This is a genomic window from Streptomyces sp. NPDC051320 (genome assembly GCF_040682175.1).
Classification (GTDB): domain Bacteria; phylum Actinomycetota; class Actinomycetes; order Streptomycetales; family Streptomycetaceae; genus Streptomyces.
The window spans coordinates 277,057-293,209 of the sequence record NZ_JBFBAL010000004.1 but is presented as its reverse complement, the minus strand read 5'-3'; the positions used below and the strand labels follow the sequence as shown (position 1 = coordinate 293,209).

The window sequence follows — 16,153 nt, the reverse complement described above, 5'->3', positions numbered from 1 at the left end:
CGGTAAGTATCTGGTCGGCAGAAGCCCCTCCCCGCATGCCGTAGGCTTGCCGGGTTGGGCGTCTGCCGCCCTGCAACGACTTACTACGCCGTAGGTCCCCGCACCGCACCCGTCCCGCCACTGAGCGGGGAGAGGGATGGCGCATACAGGAAACCCCGGCGAGAGAGGCCGAAGGCCAATTCATGACCATGACTGATCCCATCGCAGACATGCTCACGCGTCTGCGTAACGCAAACTCGGCGTACCACGACTCCGTCGTGATGCCGCACAGCAAGATCAAGTCGCACATCGCGGAGATCCTCCAGCAGGAGGGCTTCATCACCGGCTGGAAGACCGAGGACGCCGAGGTCGGCAAGAACCTCGTTCTCGAGCTGAAGTTCGGCCCGAACCGCGAGCGCTCGATCGCCGGCATCAAGCGGATTTCGAAGCCGGGTCTGCGTGTTTACGCGAAGTCCACCAACCTGCCGAAGGTTCTCGGCGGCCTGGGCGTGGCGATCATCTCCACGTCCCACGGTCTCCTGACCGGCCAGCAGGCCAGCAAGAAGGGCGTAGGTGGGGAAGTCCTCGCCTACGTCTGGTAGTCGGGAACGGAGGAAAAGCTCATGTCGCGAATCGGCAAGCTCCCCATCCAGGTTCCCGCCGGTGTGGACGTCACCATCGACGGCCGCACGGTTGCGGTGAAGGGCCCCAAGGGTTCCCTCACGCATACCGTTGCCGCGCCGATCGAGGTCACCAAGGGCGAGGACGGCGTGCTCAACGTCGTTCGCCCGAACGACGAGCGTCAGAACAAGGCCCTTCACGGCCTGTCCCGCACGCTGGTGGCGAACATGATCACCGGCGTGACCACGGGTTACGTCAAGGCGCTCGAGATCAGCGGTGTTGGTTACCGTGTCCAGGCGAAGGGCTCCAACCTGGAGTTCGCCCTGGGCTACAGCCACCCGATCATCGTCGAGGCCCCCGAAGGCATCACCTTCAAGGTCGAGTCGCCCACGAAGCTCAGCGTCGAGGGCATCGACAAGCAGAAGGTCGGCGAGGTCGCCGCGAACATCCGCAAGCTGCGGAAGCCCGACCCGTACAAGGCCAAGGGCGTCAAGTACGCCGGCGAGGTTATCCGCCGCAAGGTCGGAAAGGCGGGTAAGTAAGCCATGGCATACGGTGTAAAGATCGCCAAGGGCGACGCGTACAAGCGCGCTGCCATCAAGCGCCGCCACGTCCGCGTCCGCAAGCACGTCTCCGGTACGCCGGAGCGTCCTCGCCTGGTCGTCACGCGCTCCAACCGCAACATCGTTGCGCAGGTCATCGACGACATCGCGGGCCACACGCTCGCTTCGGCGTCGACGCTGGACACCTCGATCCGCGGTGGCGAGGGCGACAAGAGCGCCCAGGCACAGCAGGTCGGCGCGCTCGTCGCAGAGCGTGCGAAGGCCGCGGGTGTCGAGACCGTCGTGTTCGACCGTGGTGGCAACAGGTACGCCGGGCGCATTGCCGCTCTGGCTGACGCCGCCCGCGAAGCCGGGCTGAAGTTCTAGGCCCCGGTTCCGGGACTAACGGACGTAACAGAGAGAGGTAAATCCAATGGCTGGACCCCAGCGCCGCGGAAGCGGTGCCGGTGGCGGCGAGCGGCGGGACCGGAAGGGTCGCGACGGTGGCGCTGCCGCCGAGAAGACCGCTTACGTTGAGCGCGTAGTCGCGATCAACCGCGTTGCCAAGGTTGTCAAGGGTGGTCGTCGTTTCAGCTTCACCGCGCTGGTCGTGGTGGGCGACGGTGACGGCACCGTGGGTGTCGGATACGGCAAGGCCAAGGAAGTTCCCGCGGCCATCGCCAAGGGCGTTGAAGAGGCCAAGAAGAGCTTCTTCAAGGTTCCGCGTATTCAGGGCACCATCCCTCACCCGATCCAGGGCGAGAAGGCTGCGGGCGTCGTCCTGCTGAAGCCTGCTTCCCCCGGTACCGGTGTGATCGCCGGCGGCCCGGTGCGCGCCGTGCTCGAGTGCGCGGGCGTGCACGACATCCTGTCGAAGTCGCTCGGTTCGTCGAACCCGATCAACATCGTGCACGCGACGGTGGCGGCCCTCCGTGGTCTGCAGCGTCCCGAGGAGATCGCGGCTCGCCGTGGTCTGCCCCTCGAGGACGTCGCGCCCGCCGCTCTGCTCCGTGCGCGTGCGGGAGCGGGTGCGTGATGGCCCGTCTCAAGATCACGCAGACGAAGTCGTACATCGGCAGCAAGCAGAACCACCGCGACACCCTGCGTTCGCTCGGGCTCAAGCGCCTGCACGACGTGGTTGTCAAGGATGACCGCCCCGAGTTCCGCGGAATGGTGCACACCGTCCGCCACCTCGTGACGGTTGAGGAGGTCGACTGACATGGCGGAGAACAACCCGCTGAAGGTCCACAACCTCCGGCCCGCCCCGGGCGCCAAGACCGCCAAGACCCGTGTGGGCCGTGGTGAGGCGTCGAAGGGTAAGACCGCAGGTCGTGGTACCAAGGGCACCAAGGCCCGTTACCAGGTTCCGGAGCGCTTCGAGGGTGGGCAGATGCCCCTCCACATGCGTCTCCCGAAGCTCAAGGGCTTCAAGAACCCGTTCCGCACCGAGTTCCAGGTCGTGAACCTGGACCGGCTCGGCGCTCTCTACCCCGAGGGTGGCGAGGTCACGGTGGCCGACCTGGTCGCCAAGGGCGCGGTGCGCAAGAACAGCCTCGTCAAGGTCCTGGGCCAGGGCGAGATCTCGGTGGCGCTGACGGTGACGGTTGACGCCGTTTCCGGCTCCGCCAAGGAGAAGATTGCCGCTGCCGGCGGCACCGTCACCGAGCTCGTCTGAGACGACTCGATGGCCTGAACACCCAACCGGGGATGCCCTTGTCACAAGGGGCATCCCCGGTTGGTCGTTCTCAGGGAGCAGGGTCGCCGGTAAGGTGGCGTCCACTGTCTGTGGCCACGTGGTGAAACCATGTGGCTTTTGACTGATACGTATTCATTGATCCTCAAGACCGTCACCCTTGACGCAGACGCGCCGGGGTCGCAGGAGGCACCGTGTTCACCGCGTTCGCCCGAGCGTTCAAGACGCCCGACCTGCGCAAGAAGCTGCTGTTCACTCTCGCCATCATCGTGATCTACCGGGCCGGGACGCATGTCCCCATCCCCGGCGTGGACTACACGAACGTCCAGACGTGTATGGACCAGACGAAGACCAACCAGGGTCTCTTCGGTCTGGTCAACATGTTCAGTGGTGGCGCACTGCTGCAGATCACCATCTTCGCGCTCGGCATCATGCCGTACATCACGGCGAGCATCATCCTGCAGCTGCTGACCGTGGTGATCCCACGGCTGGAGGCCCTCAAGAAGGAGGGGCAGGCAGGGCAGGGGAAGGTCACGCAGTACACGCGTTATCTGACCGTGGCGCTGGCGATCCTCCAGGGCACCGGCCTGGTGGCGACCGCTCGTACCGGCGCGCTGTTCGGCAACTGCCCGGTGGCCAACCAGATCGTCCCGGACCAGTCGATCTTCATCACCGCCACCATGGTCATCTGCATGACCGCGGGCACCTGCGTGGTCATGTGGCTCGGTGAGCTCGTGACCGACCGCGGCATCGGCAACGGCATGTCCATCCTGATGTTCGTCTCGATCGCGGCCGGCTTCCCCGGCTCGCTGTGGGCGATCAAGCAGCAGGGCAAGCTCGCCGACGGCTGGATCGAGTTCGGCGCGGTGATCATCATCGGCCTGATCATGGTCGGCCTGGTCGTCTTCGTCGAGCAGGCCCAGCGCCGGATCCCGGTCCAGTACGCGAAGCGGATGATCGGCCGCCGGGCCTACGGCGGAACGTCGACCTACATCCCGCTCAAGGTGAACCAGGCCGGTGTGATTCCGGTCATCTTCGCTTCCTCGCTGCTCTACATCCCGGGGCTGATCGTTCAGTTCAGCGGATCCACCGCGGGCTGGGCGACCTGGGTGAAGGACAACCTGGTCAAGGGCGACCACCCTGCTTACATCGTCACGTACTTCCTGTTGATCGTGTTCTTCGCCTTCTTCTATGTGGCGATCACGTTCAACCCCGAGGAAGTCGCCGACAACATGAAGAAGTATGGTGGCTTCATCCCGGGCATCCGGGCTGGCCGACCGACCGCTGAGTACCTGAGTTACGTACTCAACCGGATCACCTGGCCGGGTTCGCTGTATCTGGGTGTGATCGCTCTTGTGCCGACGATGGCGTTGGTGGGCTTCGGTGCGAACCAGAACTTCCCGTTCGGCGGGACGAGCATCCTGATCATCGTGGGTGTGGGTCTGGAGACCGTGAAGCAGATCGAGAGCCAGCTCCAGCAGCGTAATTACGAAGGGTTCCTCCGCTGATGCGTATCGTCCTCGTCGGACCGCCCGGGGCGGGCAAGGGAACGCAGGCCGCGTACCTCGCCAAGAACCTGGCGATCCCGCACATCTCCACGGGCGACCTCTTCCGTGCAAACATCAGCGAGGGCACGGCGCTGGGCAGGCAGGCCAAGGCGCTGATGGACGCCGGCAAGCTGGTTCCGGACGAGGTCACCATCGGGATGGCACAGGATCGCATGTCCCAGCCGGACGCCGAGGGCGGGTTTCTCCTCGACGGCTTCCCGCGCAATGTCGTGCAGGCCAAGGCGCTCGACGAGTGGCTGAACGCCGAGGGACAGCAGCTGGACGCGGTGCTGGATCTTGAGGTCCCCGAGGACGAGGTCGTGAAGCGGATCGCCGGCCGGCGCATCTGCCGTAACGATTCGAGCCACGTCTTTCACGTGGAGTACAGCCGCCCGAAGAAGGCGGGCGTCTGCGACACCTGTGGCGGCGAGCTCTACCAGCGCGGTGACGACACCGAGGACACGGTGCGTACCCGTCTCGAGGTCTACCACACGCAGACCGAGCCGATCATTGACCACTACAAGGCCCAGGGCCTGGTGGCGACGATCTCCGCGCTCGGCAAGGTCACCGAGGTGACCGAGCGGGCCATGCAGGCCCTGCAGATGGAGCAGGCCGAGCAGGCCTGACACACAGTACGGATGTACACGGCCGCGGTGTCCCCGGGACACCGCGGCCGTACTGTTGAGTACACGGAACAGTGCTGGTTACCCCAGCCGATGCGGAAGGCGCATGTCGATGGTGGAGATCAAGACTCCCGAGCAGATCGCGAAGATGCGTGAGGCGGGGCTGGTCGTCGCCGCGATCCACGCCGCGACCCGGGAGGCCGCGGTGCCCGGGTCCACCACCCACGACCTGGACCAGGTGGCCCGCAAGGTCCTCGCCGACCACGGCGCGAAGCCGAACTTCCTGGGATACGGCGGTTTCCCCGCCACCATCTGTACGTCGGTGAACGAGGTCGTGGTCCACGGCATCCCGGACGAGAAGACGGTCCTCAAGGACGGCGACATCATCTCGATCGACTGCGGCGCCATCATCGACGGCTGGCACGGCGACGCCGCGTACACCGCCTTCGTCGGCACCGGGCACGCACCGGAGCTGGTCGAGCTCTCCCGGGTGACCGAGGAGTCGATGTGGGCCGGTATCGCGGCGATGAAGAAGGGCGCCAGGCTCGCCGAGGTGTCGCGGGCGATCGAGGGCTACATCCGCCGCCAGCCCCGCCCGGCCTCCGGCAAGTACGGGATCATCGAGGACTACGGCGGCCACGGCATCGGCTCCGAGATGCACATGGACCCGCACCTGCTGAACTACGTCGACAAGCGGCGCCTCATCGGCCGGCACAACCCCAAGCTGGTTCCCGGCTTCTGCCTGGCCATCGAGCCGATGATCTCCCTGGGCACCCCCCGCACCCAGGTGCTCGAGGACGACTGGACGGTCATCACCACCGACGGGACCTGGTCCTCGCACTGGGAGCACTCGATCGCGCTGACCGAACAGGGCCTGATCGTGCTGACTGCCCCGGACGGCGGCCGGGCGAAGCTGGCCGAGCTGGGTGTCACGGTGGCGCCGGATCCGCTGGACTCGGGTGCTTGAGATCCGCGGTTGAAGAGCTGCGCAGCTGGGCATTCTCCCCCGATTCGTCTTTACGGATGCCCTGACGTAGACTGACTCGTCGGCTCCGGTGTACCCGCATGTCCTTATGCGTGCTGCACGGAGCTGATCAAGGTAGCCGATTCGAAGGGCGAAGCGTGGCCAAGAAGCAAGGTGCCATCGAAATCGAGGGCACCGTGATCGAGTCCCTCCCGAACGCTATGTTCCGGGTGGAACTTCAGAACGGTCACAAGGTCCTAGCGCACATCAGCGGCAAGATGCGTATGCACTACATCCGCATCCTCCCGGATGACCGGGTCGTCGTGGAGCTGTCTCCTTACGACCTGACGCGTGGTCGGATCGTCTACCGCTACAAGTAGATCTTGCCCGCATCCCGCCGTACGGCGTGGTGGTGGCACCGACCCGGAGAACCTGACATCCCATGAAGGTCAAGCCGAGCGTCAAGAAGATCTGCGACAAGTGCAAGGTGATCCGCCGTCACGGTCGGGTCATGGTCATCTGCGACAACCTGCGCCACAAGCAGCGCCAGGGCTGAAGCACGACCTGCACCTCGCAGTTCTTCGCGCGACGCACGTAAATACGTACATACGCAGAGCCCGTCCGCTCACCCAGCGGGCGACACCTCCGGCGGGGGCCGGGGACCCTGAATGGCGCCTACGCATCCGTAGGCACTTTTGTCCGGGAACGGCTTTGTGGAAGACCCCCGATATCAACAGGAGCCATTGAATGGCACGCGTTTCAGGTGTTGACATCCCGCGCGAAAAGCGCGTGGAGGTTGCCCTCACCTACGTCTTCGGCATCGGGCGCACCCGGTCCAAGGAGGCCCTGGCCGCCACCGGTGTTGACCCCAACACCCGCGTTCGTGATCTGGCCGAAGAGGACCTGGTCAAGATCCGCGAGTACGTGGACGCCAACCTCCGCACCGAGGGTGACCTCCGCCGCGAGATCCAGGCCGACATCCGCCGCAAGGTCGAGATCGGCTGCTACCAGGGTCTGCGCCACCGTCGTGGGCTTCCGGTCCACGGTCAGCGCACCAGCACGAACGCTCGTACCCGCAAGGGCCCGCGTCGCGCGATCGCCGGTAAGAAGAAGCCGGGCAAGAAGTAGTCCTCAGCCAGGTGGTGTCCACGGACACCGCTCACGGACGCTGTTCAGCGGTCTTCGCTGTGGGACCGATCACCTCCACTCCAACGGGAGTAAGACATGCCTCCTAAGGGCCGTCAGGGTGCCACCAAGAAGGTGCGCCGCAAGGAAAAGAAGAACGTCGCTCACGGGCACGCCCACATCAAGAGCACGTTCAACAACACCATCGTCTCGATCACGGACCCCTCGGGCAACGTGATCTCCTGGGCCTCCGCCGGCCACGTCGGCTTCAAGGGCTCGCGCAAGTCCACCCCCTTCGCCGCGCAGATGGCCGCCGAGTCGGCCGCCCGCCGCGCGCAGGAGCACGGCATGCGCAAGGTCGATGTCTTCGTCAAGGGCCCCGGCTCCGGCCGTGAGACCGCGATCCGCTCCCTCCAGGCCACCGGCCTGGAGGTCGGCTCGATCCAGGACGTCACGCCCACCCCGCACAACGGCTGCCGCCCGCCCAAGCGCCGCCGCGTCTGACCCTTCGGGGCCGGACTTCGCTGGACTCTCGGGCGGTACGGCGCTTCGGTGCCGTGCCGCCCGTACTCTTGAAGTACTTGGGGGCGTCAAATAGTGGGCGCCCACGAAACTGAAGGATCACCATGCTTATCGCTCAGCGCCCTTCGCTGACCGAAGAGGTCGTCGACGAGTACCGCTCCCGGTTCGTCATCGAGCCGCTGGAGCCGGGCTTCGGCTACACCCTCGGCAACTCTCTCCGTCGCACCCTGCTCTCCTCCATCCCCGGCGCCGCTGTCACCAGCATCCGCGTCGACGGTGTCCTGCACGAGTTCACCACCGTGCCGGGCGTCAAGGAGGACGTGACCGACCTCATCCTCAACATCAAGCAGCTGGTCGTCTCCTCGGAGCACGACGAGCCGGTCGTGATGTACCTGCGCAAGCAGGGTCCCGGCCTGGTCACCGCTGCTGACATCGCCCCGCCGGCCGGGGTCGAGGTGCACAACCCCGACCTGGTGCTCGCCACGCTGAACAGCAAGGGCAAGCTGGAGATGGAGCTGACCGTCGAGCGCGGTCGCGGCTACGTCTCCGCCGTGCAGAACAAGCAGCTGGGCCAGGAGATCGGCCGTATCCCGGTCGACTCGATCTACAGCCCGGTCCTCAAGGTCACCTACAAGGTCGAGGCGACCCGAGTCGAGCAGCGCACCGACTTCGACAAGCTGATCGTCGACGTCGAGACCAAGCAGGCCATGCGTCCGCGTGACGCCATGGCGTCGGCCGGTAAGACCCTGGTCGAGCTGTTCGGTCTGGCCCGCGAGCTCAACATCGACGCCGAGGGCATCGACATGGGCCCGTCCCCGACGGACGCCGCGCTCGCCGCGGATCTGGCGCTGCCGATCGAGGAGCTCGAGCTCACGGTCCGTTCGTACAACTGCCTCAAGCGCGAGGGCATCCACTCGGTGGGTGAGCTCGTGGCACGGTCCGAGGCGGACCTGCTCGACATCCGCAACTTCGGTGCGAAGTCGATCGACGAGGTCAAGGCGAAGCTGGCCGGCATGGGCCTGGCGCTCAAGGACAGCCCGCCCGGATTCGACCCGACCGCCGCGGCGGACGCGTTCGGCGCCGATGACGATGCGGATGCGGGTTTCGTGGAGACCGAGCAGTACTGATCGCCTCCGGCGGGGGCGCCGGGTTTTGACCTGGTGCCCCGGACCGGGCTGAGGCTTTGTCCTCAGACGCCGGACGGGCTTGGTTGTGGCTGATGGCCGATTGAGCCCTGAGGCACTGGACGGGCTTGATCTCGGCTGATGTCCGATTGAGCCTGATGCGCTGGGTGGGGCTTGGTTTTGGCCGGCCCGGCGCGCCTGGCATTGACTTCCGGTGGGCAGCAGCTCGCCGGTAACTGACACCGGTACCTGATACGGCCGGTGCAGATCACAAGGAGAAACACCATGCCGAAGCCTGCCAAGGGTGCCCGTCTGGGCGGCAGTGCCGCGCACGAGCGGCTGCTTCTCGCGAATCTCGCGAAGTCGCTGTTCGAGCACGGCCGCATCACCACGACCGAGGCCAAGGCTCGCCGCCTGCGTCCGGTCGCGGAGCGTTTCATCACCAAGGCGAAGAAGGGCGACATCCACAACCGTCGCCTCGTGCTGAAGTCGATCACGGACAAGGGCGTCGTCCACACGCTCTTCACCGAGATCGCCCCCCGGTACGAGAACCGCCCCGGTGGTTACACGCGTATCACCAAGATCGGCAACCGTCGTGGCGACAACGCCCCGATGGCGGTCATCGAGCTGGTCGAGGCGCTGACCGTGGCGCAGCAGGCCACCGGTGAGGCCGAGGCCGCCACCAAGCGTGCGGCCAAGGACGCGGCGCCCAAGACCGAGGCCCCGGCCGAGGTCGTCGAGGACGCCAAGCCGGTCGAGGCCGAGTCCAAGGACGCCTGAGCGTTCTGAAGACAGCCGAACGGGCTCGTATCTCCCTTCGGGGTGGTGCGGGCCCGTTCTGTTGTATCGGGTGGGAAAGGATGCACGGGTGAGTGACGAGGTGGAGCCCGGTTTCGTACGGGTGCGGCTGGACCTTTCGTACGACGGCAAGGACTTCTCCGGCTGGGCCAGACAGACCGAGCGGCGCACCGTGCAGGGCGAGCTGGAGTCGGCGATCCGTACGGTGACCCGGTCGGCGCGTACCTATGACCTGACCGTCGCCGGGCGCACCGACGCCGGGGTGCACGCGCGCGGCCAGGTCGCCCAGGTGGACCTGCCCGAGGAGGTCTGGGACGAGCACCGGGAGAAGCTGCTGCGCCGCCTGGCCGGACGGTTGCCGCGCGATGTGCGGGTGTGGCGGGCGACCGAGGCCCCGGCCGGTTTCAATGCCCGGTTCTCGGCGGTCTGGCGGCGGTACGCCTACCGGGTGACCGACGCCCCGGGCGGCGCCGATCCACTGCTGCGTGGCCATGTTTTGTGGCACGAGCGGGAGTTGGACGTCACCGCGATGAACGCGGCCGCGCAGGCGCTGCTCGGTGAGCACGATTTCGCGGCGTACTGCAAGAAGCGCGAAGGCGCGACCACCATCCGCACGCTGCAGCAGTTCAGTTGGGAGCGGGGCGCGGACGGCGTCATCACCGGGACGGTCCGGGCCGACGCCTTCTGCCACAACATGGTGCGTTCCCTGGTGGGCGCGCTGCTGTTCGTCGGGGACGGGCGCAGGCCGGTGGACTGGCCGGGCAAGGTGCTGGCCGTCGGTATCCGGGACCCCGGGGTGCATGTGGTGCGGCCGCACGGGCTGACCCTGGAGGAAGTGGGCTATCCGGCCGACGAGTTGCTCGCCGAGCGCAGCAGGCAGGCGCGCCGGATGCGGACCCTGCCGGGGGTGGGCTGCTGCTGACCGGTGGCGTGGGCGTGGGAGCGGGGCGGGCGATGAGGATCCGCCCGCCCGGTCAGCTCGCCCGCCCGGTCAGCTCGCCGGGGCGGCGGCCGCCGCGGAGGCCTGCGCCTGGCCGCGCGCGACGATCTGACGGAAGGTGAACTCCGCGACGTCGTCGCCGGCCGTGAAGACGTTGGCGGAGGCATTGGTGACGTTCTTGCCGCTGATGAAGCCGGCGACGGTGAAGTAGGCGTAGCGGCCGTAGGCGTTGGCGGTCCGGCGGCAGATCGAGCCGTTGCGGCAGAAGGTGGGGACGCCGGCACCGTTGAGCGAGGCGATACCGCCGGCCGACTGTTTCATGGCCCTCTGTGCCTGCGCCTCGGTGTCGAACACCGCGACGCCCACCGTGGCGGCGACCCCCGCCTTGCTGTAGGTGGCGCGGATGACCTGCCGGCAGCCGTTGTTCACCAGGATGGATCCGAGTGCGCCCTGGGTGACGGACGCGCAACCGGTGGTGTGGTGGGTGGCGTGCTTGGCGTACGAACGGTTGGCCACCGTCAGCTTCGCTCCGGGGAAAAGGGTGCCGGCGTTGAGCGGCGCCTTGTCCTTCTTCGAGCTGGAGATGAAGTCCTTCGGGTTGGGCGGCGGAGGCGGCGCCTTCGTGGTGAACGACGGCGCCGGCGCGCTGGACTCGCTCGGCAGGGCCTGCGGCGACGGCAGCTGAGTGGCGTTCTTGTCCGCGGCGTCGGACCCGTTGCCGGCCGCTACGACGACTGCCGCCACGAGCGCGCCGACCACGGCGGTCGCGACCACACCACCGCCGATGAACAGCCACTTCCGGCGGCGGTTGCGCGCGGCACTGATATCGGCGAGCGCCGCCCAGTCAGGTGTCTGCGAATCCCCTGGCCCCCAGGAGGGCCCCCCTTGCCCAAAGCTCATGGCGCGCATCCTAATCCGGCGCCGCGGCCCCGGTTCCCGCGGGCGTCCGGAATTGAGTTGCCGCAGGGCAGCGGGTGTGGGCGACAATCCGTTCCATGGGACATCTTGAGGCAGGACATCTCGAGTACTACTTGCCGGACGGGCGGGTGCTGCTCGGTGACGCCTCGTTCCGGGTGGGTGAAGGCGCCGTGGTGGCCCTGGTGGGCGCGAACGGCGCGGGCAAGACCACCCTGCTGCGGCTGATCGCGGGGGAACTGCAGCCGCACGGTGGCACGGTCGCGGTGAGCGGCGGGCTCGGCGTGATGCGGCAGTTCGTCGGCTCGGTGCGCGACGAACGTACGGTCAGGGACCTGCTGGTCTCGGTCGCCCAGCCGCGGATCCGGCAGGCCGCGGAAGCGGTGGACGCGGCCGAGCACCTGATCATGACGGTGGACGACGAGGCCGCCCAGATGCGGTACGCGCAGGCGCTCAGCGACTGGGCGGAGGTCCAGGGCTACGAGGCCGAGACCCTCTGGGACATGTGCACCATGGCGGCGCTCGGCGTGCCGTACGAGAAGGCCCAGTTCCGCGAGGTACGGACGCTGTCCGGCGGTGAGCAGAAGAGGCTGGTCCTGGAGGCGCTGCTGCGCGGCCCCGACGAGGTGCTGCTGCTCGACGAGCCGGACAACTATCTCGACGTGCCCGGCAAGCGGTGGCTGGAGGACCGGCTCAAGGAGACCCGTAAGACGGTCCTCTTCGTCTCCCACGACCGGGAGCTGCTGTCCCGTGCCGCCGAGAAGATCGTCAGCGTCGAGCCGAGCCCGGCGGGCTCGGATGTCTGGGTGCACGGCGGTGGCTTCGACACGTACCACGCCGCCCGCAAGGAACGCTTCGCGCGGTTCGAGGAGCTGAAGCGGCGCTGGGACGAGGAGCACGCCCGGCTGAAGGCGCTGGTGCTGCGGCTGCGGAACCAGGCGGCGATCAGCCCCGACATGGCGTCCCGCTACCGGGCGATGCAGACCCGCTTCCAGAAGTTCGAGGAGGCCGGGCCGCCGCCGGAGCCGCCGCGTGAGCAGGAGATCAGGATGCGACTGCGCGGCGGCCGCACCGGCGTACGGGCCGTGACCTGCGAGGACCTCGAGCTGACCGGGCTGATGAAGCCGTTCTCGCTGGAGGTCTTCTACGGTGAACGGGTCGCTGTGCTGGGCTCCAACGGTTCCGGCAAGTCGCACTTCCTGCGGCTGCTGGCCGACGGCGAGGTCGCCCACACGGGCCGGTGGAAGCTCGGCGCCCGGGTGGTCCCCGGTCACTTCGCCCAGACCCACGCGCATCCGGAGTTGCTGGGCCGCACGCTGGTCGACATCCTGTGGACCGAGCACGCCAAGGACCGGGGTGCGGCGATGTCGGTGCTGCGCCGGTACGAGATGGAGGGCCAGGGCGACCAGCGCTTCGAGAAGCTTTCGGGCGGGCAGCAGGCCCGCTTCCAGATCCTGCTCCTGGAGCTGGCGGGCACCACCGCGCTGCTGCTGGACGAGCCGACGGACAACCTGGACCTGGAGTCCGCCGAGGCCCTCCAGGACGGCCTGGAGGCGTACGAGGGCACGGTGATCGCGGTCACCCACGACCGCTGGTTCGCGAAGTCCTTCGACCGCTACCTGGTCTTCGGCTCGGACGGCGTCGTACGGGAGACGGCGGAGCCGGTCTGGGACGAGCGGCGCGTGATGCGGGCGCGGTAGGCGGGTCGGATGGCGCGGTGGGGGTGACGGTGCGGCGGCCGGGGCGGCAGGCCCGGTGGCTGTGCCCTCGTCCCGGCCCGGGACCCCGGACCCGGACCCGGACCAGCCGTTTTGACCCGTCCGGGGCGGGGCGGGTACTCTCTGGGACTGTTATACGTATTGGCTTCGTCGTTCTCACGCGAAGGGCCCTTACGTAGGTTCCCTGGAGCAGTTACCAGTGGCTCGCATACGGGCAGCGTCCCCGGCACTGTGAGCCCCAGCTGCATGAATCGCTTCAGCGGTGCCATGTGTCTGGACCTCATCCACTGAAGAAGCGAAGGCTACGAAGTGCGTACGTACAGCCCCAAGCCCGGCGATGTCACTCGCCAGTGGCACATCATCGACGCGCAGGACATCGTCCTGGGCCGTCTGGCGTCGACCGCCGCCAACCTCCTGCGGGGCAAGCACAAGGCGACTTACGCCCCGCACATGGACATGGGCGACTTCGTCATCATCATCAACGCCGAGAAGGTTCACCTCTCCGGCAACAAGAAGACCCAGAAGATGGCGTACCGCCACTCGGGCTACCCGGGTGGTCTGCGTTCCGTCCGCTACGACGAGCTTCTCGCGAAGAACCCCGAGAAGGCCGTCGAGAAGGCCATCAAGGGCATGATCCCCAAGAACACCCTGGGCCGTCAGGTGCTCTCGAAGCTGAAGATCTACGCGGGAGACCAGCACCCGCACGCTGCTCAGCAGCCCGTCCCGTTCGAGATCACCCAGGTCGCGCAGTAGCTCCGGCCACCACCTAAGACGTACAGAAAGATCTGAGGAGAATCGTGGCCGAGACCACTGCAGAGACCCCCGTCGAGGGCACCGAGGGCGAAGAGACCTTCGCCGAGGTGACCACCTTCGAGTCGGAGGTTCCCGTCGAGGGCGAGTACACCAGCGAGTCGCTCGCGGGCCGCTTCGGCGACCCGCAGCCGGCGGCCGGCCTGGGCCGTCGCAAGAACGCCATTGCCCGCGTCCGGATCGTTCCGGGCACCGGCAAGTGGAAGATCAACGGTCGCACCCTTGAGGACTACTTCCCCAACAAGGTGCACCAGCAGGAAGTCAACGAGCCCTTCAAGGTGCTCGAGCTCGACAACCGTTACGACGTCATCGCCCGCATCTCGGGTGGCGGCGTCTCCGGCCAGGCCGGCGCCCTGCGTCTCGGCGTGGCCCGCTCGCTCAACGAGGCGGACGTGGACAACAACCGCGCCACGCTGAAGAAGGCCGGCTTCCTCTCCCGCGACGACCGTGCGGTCGAGCGCAAGAAGGCCGGTCTCAAGAAGGCCCGTAAGGCCCCGCAGTACAGCAAGCGCTAAATCCCGCTTGCGGGTGTGCTGTGCCTGCACGACCCGTGCGTACGACGTTCGCCCCGGCGGCACCTTCTGTGCTGTCGGGGCGTTCGTTTATCAGGACCTCACGCGTATAACGGGATAAGACGCTGACGACGCTTGTTCGCGGCACTCGTTCACGCGCTCGGAGGCCCGCATTTTCGGAGCTTTTTCTCGGAGGACAGCAGTGGGACGACTCTTCGGCACGGACGGTGTGCGCGGTGTCGCCAACGTCGATCTGACGGCCGAGCTGGCGCTCGGTCTCTCGGTCGCCGCGGCGCACGTACTCGCGGAAGCGGGGACGTTCGAGGGCCATCGGCCGAAGGCGGTGGTGGGGCGTGACCCGCGCGCGTCCGGGGAGTTCCTGGAGGCCGCGGTGGTGGCGGGCCTCGCGAGCGCCGGGGTGGACGTCCTGCGCGTCGGTGTGCTGCCCACCCCCGCGGTGGCGTATCTCACCGGTGCGCTGGGCGCCGACTTCGGGGTGATGCTCTCCGCCAGCCACAACGCCATGCCGGACAACGGTGTCAAGTTCTTCGCCCGGGGTGGCCACAAGCTCGCCGACGAGCTGGAGGACCGCATCGAGACGGTCTACGACCAGCACCGCACCGGCGAGCCGTGGGACCGCCCGACCGGCGCCGGGGTGGGCCGCGTCCGGGACTACGACCAGGGCTTCGACCAGTACGTCGCGCATCTGATCGCCGTACTGCCCAACCGCCTGGACGGCCTGACGGTGGTACTCGACGAGGCGCACGGCGCGGCCTCCCGGGTGTCGCCCGAGGCGTTCACCCGGGCCGGGGCCGAGGTCATCACGCTCGGCGCCGAGCCGGACGGGCTGAACATCAACGACGGCTGCGGATCGACCCACCTGGAGCTGCTCAAGGCCGCCGTGGTCGAGCACCGGGCCGACTTCGGCATCGCGCACGACGGCGATGCCGACCGCTGCCTCGCCGTGGACGCGTCCGGCGCGGAGGTGGACGGCGACCAGATCCTCGCCGTACTGGCCCTCGCCATGCGCGAGTCGGGCACGCTGCGCGGCAACGCCGTGGTGGGCACCGTGATGTCCAACCTGGGCTTCAAGATCGCCATGGAGCGCGAGGGCATCGAACTGATCCAGACCTCGGTCGGCGACCGCTACGTCCTGGAGTCGATGAAGGAGCACGGCTACGCACTCGGCGGCGAGCAGTCCGGCCACGTCATCGTGCTCGACCACGCGACCACCGGCGACGGCACCCTGACCGGCCTGATGCTGGCCGCCCGGGTGTCCGCCACCGGCCGCACCCTGGCCGATCTCGCGGGCGTCATGGAGCGGCTGCCGCAGGTCCTGGTCAATGTGCCCGACGTGGACAAGTCCCGGGTCACCACATCAGCCGAGTTGGTCACCGCGGTCGTCGAGGCCGAGCGGGAGCTGGGCTCCACCGGACGGGTCCTGCTGCGCCCCTCCGGCACCGAGCCGCTGGTACGGGTCATGGTCGAGGCCGCCGACATCGAGCAGGCGAAAGCGGTGGCGGCCCGGCTGGCCGATGTGGTCAAGTCCGCGCTGGGTTAGAAGCTGTCGTCCGCCCCCGGGGCCGCCGACACGCCCACCATGGGCTGATCAGCGCGAAGCGGGTGAGAGGGGAGGATCGTGACATTCTGTCTCACTTATCCCACTCTCCCCCCGGGGGTCACCATGCGCTCTGACACCGGCACCGCACAGGACACTTCC

General features: G+C 67.5%; 21 protein-coding genes. 20 read left to right on the top strand and 1 reads right to left on the bottom strand.

Annotated features, from left to right (window positions below; genetic code table 11):
* Positions 1 to 182 precede the first annotated feature (182 nt).
* From rpsH to truA, 16 genes are all read left to right on the top strand, one after another.
* Positions 183 to 581: a 30S ribosomal protein S8 gene (rpsH, locus tag AB0M87_RS11675; protein WP_164264452.1), complete on the top strand. Its 399-nt coding sequence runs from the start codon at positions 183 to 185 to the stop codon at positions 579 to 581.
* Between the two features lie 21 nt (positions 582 to 602).
* The gene (gene rplF / locus AB0M87_RS11670) at positions 603 to 1,142 is read left to right on the top strand and encodes a 50S ribosomal protein L6 (RefSeq protein WP_328537214.1); all 540 of its coding nucleotides are present in this window, start codon (positions 603 to 605) and stop codon (positions 1,140 to 1,142) included.
* A 3-nt stretch (positions 1,143 to 1,145) separates the two neighbouring features.
* A complete protein-coding gene (gene rplR / locus AB0M87_RS11665; RefSeq protein ID WP_327295855.1) occupies positions 1,146 to 1,529 on the top strand; it encodes a 50S ribosomal protein L18 in 384 nt (127 codons plus the stop codon).
* 46 nt (positions 1,530 to 1,575) lie between these two features.
* Positions 1,576 to 2,178 carry a 30S ribosomal protein S5 gene (gene rpsE / locus AB0M87_RS11660; protein WP_031080478.1) on the top strand — a complete coding sequence of 201 codons (603 nt, stop codon included), beginning with the start codon at positions 1,576 to 1,578 and terminating at the stop codon, positions 2,176 to 2,178.
* Positions 2,178 to 2,360 carry a 50S ribosomal protein L30 gene (gene rpmD / locus AB0M87_RS11655; RefSeq protein ID WP_093594204.1) on the top strand — a complete coding sequence of 61 codons (183 nt, stop codon included), beginning with the start codon at positions 2,178 to 2,180 and terminating at the stop codon, positions 2,358 to 2,360. Before rpsE ends, rpmD begins: the two co-directional genes overlap by 1 nt.
* A 1-nt stretch (position 2,361) precedes the next feature.
* Entirely contained in the window at positions 2,362 to 2,817 is a 456-nt protein-coding gene (gene rplO / locus AB0M87_RS11650; RefSeq protein WP_365851764.1) for a 50S ribosomal protein L15, read from the top strand.
* Positions 2,818 to 3,029: 212 nt separating this feature from the next.
* The gene (secY, locus tag AB0M87_RS11645) at positions 3,030 to 4,343 is read left to right on the top strand and encodes a preprotein translocase subunit SecY (protein ID WP_365851763.1); all 1,314 of its coding nucleotides are present in this window, start codon (positions 3,030 to 3,032) and stop codon (positions 4,341 to 4,343) included.
* Positions 4,343 to 5,008: an adenylate kinase gene (locus AB0M87_RS11640; protein WP_365851762.1), complete on the top strand. Its 666-nt coding sequence runs from the start codon at positions 4,343 to 4,345 to the stop codon at positions 5,006 to 5,008. Before secY ends, AB0M87_RS11640 begins: the two co-directional genes overlap by 1 nt.
* 109 nt (positions 5,009 to 5,117) lie before the next feature.
* Entirely contained in the window at positions 5,118 to 5,972 is an 855-nt protein-coding gene (gene map / locus AB0M87_RS11635) for a type I methionyl aminopeptidase (protein ID WP_365851761.1), read from the top strand.
* A gap of 155 nt (positions 5,973 to 6,127) precedes the next feature.
* Positions 6,128 to 6,349: a translation initiation factor IF-1 gene (gene infA / locus AB0M87_RS11630; protein WP_014047798.1), complete on the top strand. Its 222-nt coding sequence runs from the start codon at positions 6,128 to 6,130 to the stop codon at positions 6,347 to 6,349.
* Positions 6,350 to 6,411: 62 nt separating this feature from the next.
* Positions 6,412 to 6,525 (top strand): 50S ribosomal protein L36, encoded by a 114-nt coding sequence (gene rpmJ, locus AB0M87_RS11625; protein WP_003956441.1) that lies wholly within the window; start codon positions 6,412 to 6,414, stop codon positions 6,523 to 6,525.
* A 191-nt stretch (positions 6,526 to 6,716) separates the two neighbouring features.
* Positions 6,717 to 7,097 (top strand): 30S ribosomal protein S13, encoded by a 381-nt coding sequence (rpsM, locus tag AB0M87_RS11620; RefSeq protein WP_164264459.1) that lies wholly within the window; start codon positions 6,717 to 6,719, stop codon positions 7,095 to 7,097.
* A 96-nt stretch (positions 7,098 to 7,193) separates the two neighbouring features.
* Positions 7,194 to 7,598 (top strand): 30S ribosomal protein S11, encoded by a 405-nt coding sequence (gene rpsK / locus AB0M87_RS11615; protein ID WP_125496499.1) that lies wholly within the window; start codon positions 7,194 to 7,196, stop codon positions 7,596 to 7,598.
* A 122-nt stretch (positions 7,599 to 7,720) separates the two neighbouring features.
* The gene (locus tag AB0M87_RS11610; RefSeq protein WP_365851760.1) at positions 7,721 to 8,743 is read left to right on the top strand and encodes a DNA-directed RNA polymerase subunit alpha; all 1,023 of its coding nucleotides are present in this window, start codon (positions 7,721 to 7,723) and stop codon (positions 8,741 to 8,743) included.
* Positions 8,744 to 9,025: 282 nt separating this feature from the next.
* Entirely contained in the window at positions 9,026 to 9,520 is a 495-nt protein-coding gene (gene rplQ / locus AB0M87_RS11605) for a 50S ribosomal protein L17 (RefSeq protein ID WP_327295852.1), read from the top strand.
* Positions 9,521 to 9,608: 88 nt separating this feature from the next.
* On the top strand, positions 9,609 to 10,460 hold the full coding sequence (truA, locus tag AB0M87_RS11600; RefSeq protein ID WP_365851759.1) for a tRNA pseudouridine(38-40) synthase TruA: 852 nt from the start codon (positions 9,609 to 9,611) through the stop codon (positions 10,458 to 10,460).
* Positions 10,461 to 10,529: 69 nt separating this feature from the next.
* On the opposite strand, the gene AB0M87_RS11595 is transcribed toward truA, so the two are convergent.
* Entirely contained in the window at positions 10,530 to 11,378 is an 849-nt protein-coding gene (locus tag AB0M87_RS11595; RefSeq protein WP_365851758.1) for a hypothetical protein, read from the bottom strand.
* Between the two features lie 95 nt (positions 11,379 to 11,473).
* Here AB0M87_RS11595 and AB0M87_RS11590 point away from each other — a divergent pair, with 95 nt between their 5' ends.
* From AB0M87_RS11590 to glmM, 4 genes are all read left to right on the top strand, one after another.
* Positions 11,474 to 13,093 (top strand): ATP-binding cassette domain-containing protein, encoded by a 1,620-nt coding sequence (locus AB0M87_RS11590; protein WP_365851757.1) that lies wholly within the window; start codon positions 11,474 to 11,476, stop codon positions 13,091 to 13,093.
* Between the two features lie 327 nt (positions 13,094 to 13,420).
* Complete coding sequence (gene rplM / locus AB0M87_RS11585) at positions 13,421 to 13,864, top strand: 50S ribosomal protein L13 (protein WP_365851756.1); 444 nt, start codon at positions 13,421 to 13,423, stop codon at positions 13,862 to 13,864.
* A 44-nt stretch (positions 13,865 to 13,908) separates the two neighbouring features.
* On the top strand, positions 13,909 to 14,436 hold the full coding sequence (rpsI, locus tag AB0M87_RS11580; protein WP_365851754.1) for a 30S ribosomal protein S9: 528 nt from the start codon (positions 13,909 to 13,911) through the stop codon (positions 14,434 to 14,436).
* Positions 14,437 to 14,635: 199 nt separating this feature from the next.
* Entirely contained in the window at positions 14,636 to 15,994 is a 1,359-nt protein-coding gene (gene glmM / locus AB0M87_RS11575; protein WP_365851753.1) for a phosphoglucosamine mutase, read from the top strand.
* The last annotated feature ends 159 nt before the right edge of the window (positions 15,995 to 16,153 follow it).

What these genes read in the sequence shown, in the direction of transcription:
- AB0M87_RS11590 (WP_365851757.1), top strand. Translation starts at nt 11,474, where the DNA reads ATGGGACATCTTGAGGCAGGACATCTCGAGTACTACTTGCCGGACGGG.
- rpsK (WP_125496499.1), top strand. Translation starts at nt 7,194, where the DNA reads ATGCCTCCTAAGGGCCGTCAGGGTGCCACCAAGAAGGTGCGCCGCAAG.
- rpsM (WP_164264459.1), top strand. Translation starts at nt 6,717, where the DNA reads ATGGCACGCGTTTCAGGTGTTGACATCCCGCGCGAAAAGCGCGTGGAG.
- rpsH (WP_164264452.1), top strand. Translation starts at nt 183, where the DNA reads ATGACCATGACTGATCCCATCGCAGACATGCTCACGCGTCTGCGTAAC.
- rplF (WP_328537214.1), top strand. Translation starts at nt 603, where the DNA reads ATGTCGCGAATCGGCAAGCTCCCCATCCAGGTTCCCGCCGGTGTGGAC.
- rplQ (WP_327295852.1), top strand. Translation starts at nt 9,026, where the DNA reads ATGCCGAAGCCTGCCAAGGGTGCCCGTCTGGGCGGCAGTGCCGCGCAC.
- rpmJ (WP_003956441.1), top strand. Translation starts at nt 6,412, where the DNA reads ATGAAGGTCAAGCCGAGCGTCAAGAAGATCTGCGACAAGTGCAAGGTG.
- rplR (WP_327295855.1), top strand. Translation starts at nt 1,146, where the DNA reads ATGGCATACGGTGTAAAGATCGCCAAGGGCGACGCGTACAAGCGCGCT.
- map (WP_365851761.1), top strand. Translation starts at nt 5,118, where the DNA reads ATGGTGGAGATCAAGACTCCCGAGCAGATCGCGAAGATGCGTGAGGCG.
- AB0M87_RS11610 (WP_365851760.1), top strand. Translation starts at nt 7,721, where the DNA reads ATGCTTATCGCTCAGCGCCCTTCGCTGACCGAAGAGGTCGTCGACGAG.
- AB0M87_RS11640 (WP_365851762.1), top strand. Translation starts at nt 4,343, where the DNA reads ATGCGTATCGTCCTCGTCGGACCGCCCGGGGCGGGCAAGGGAACGCAG.
- rpsE (WP_031080478.1), top strand. Translation starts at nt 1,576, where the DNA reads ATGGCTGGACCCCAGCGCCGCGGAAGCGGTGCCGGTGGCGGCGAGCGG.
- rpmD (WP_093594204.1), top strand. Translation starts at nt 2,178, where the DNA reads ATGGCCCGTCTCAAGATCACGCAGACGAAGTCGTACATCGGCAGCAAG.
- rplO (WP_365851764.1), top strand. Translation starts at nt 2,362, where the DNA reads ATGGCGGAGAACAACCCGCTGAAGGTCCACAACCTCCGGCCCGCCCCG.
- AB0M87_RS11595 (WP_365851758.1), bottom strand. Translation starts at nt 11,378, where the DNA reads ATGAGCTTTGGGCAAGGGGGGCCCTCCTGGGGGCCAGGGGATTCGCAG.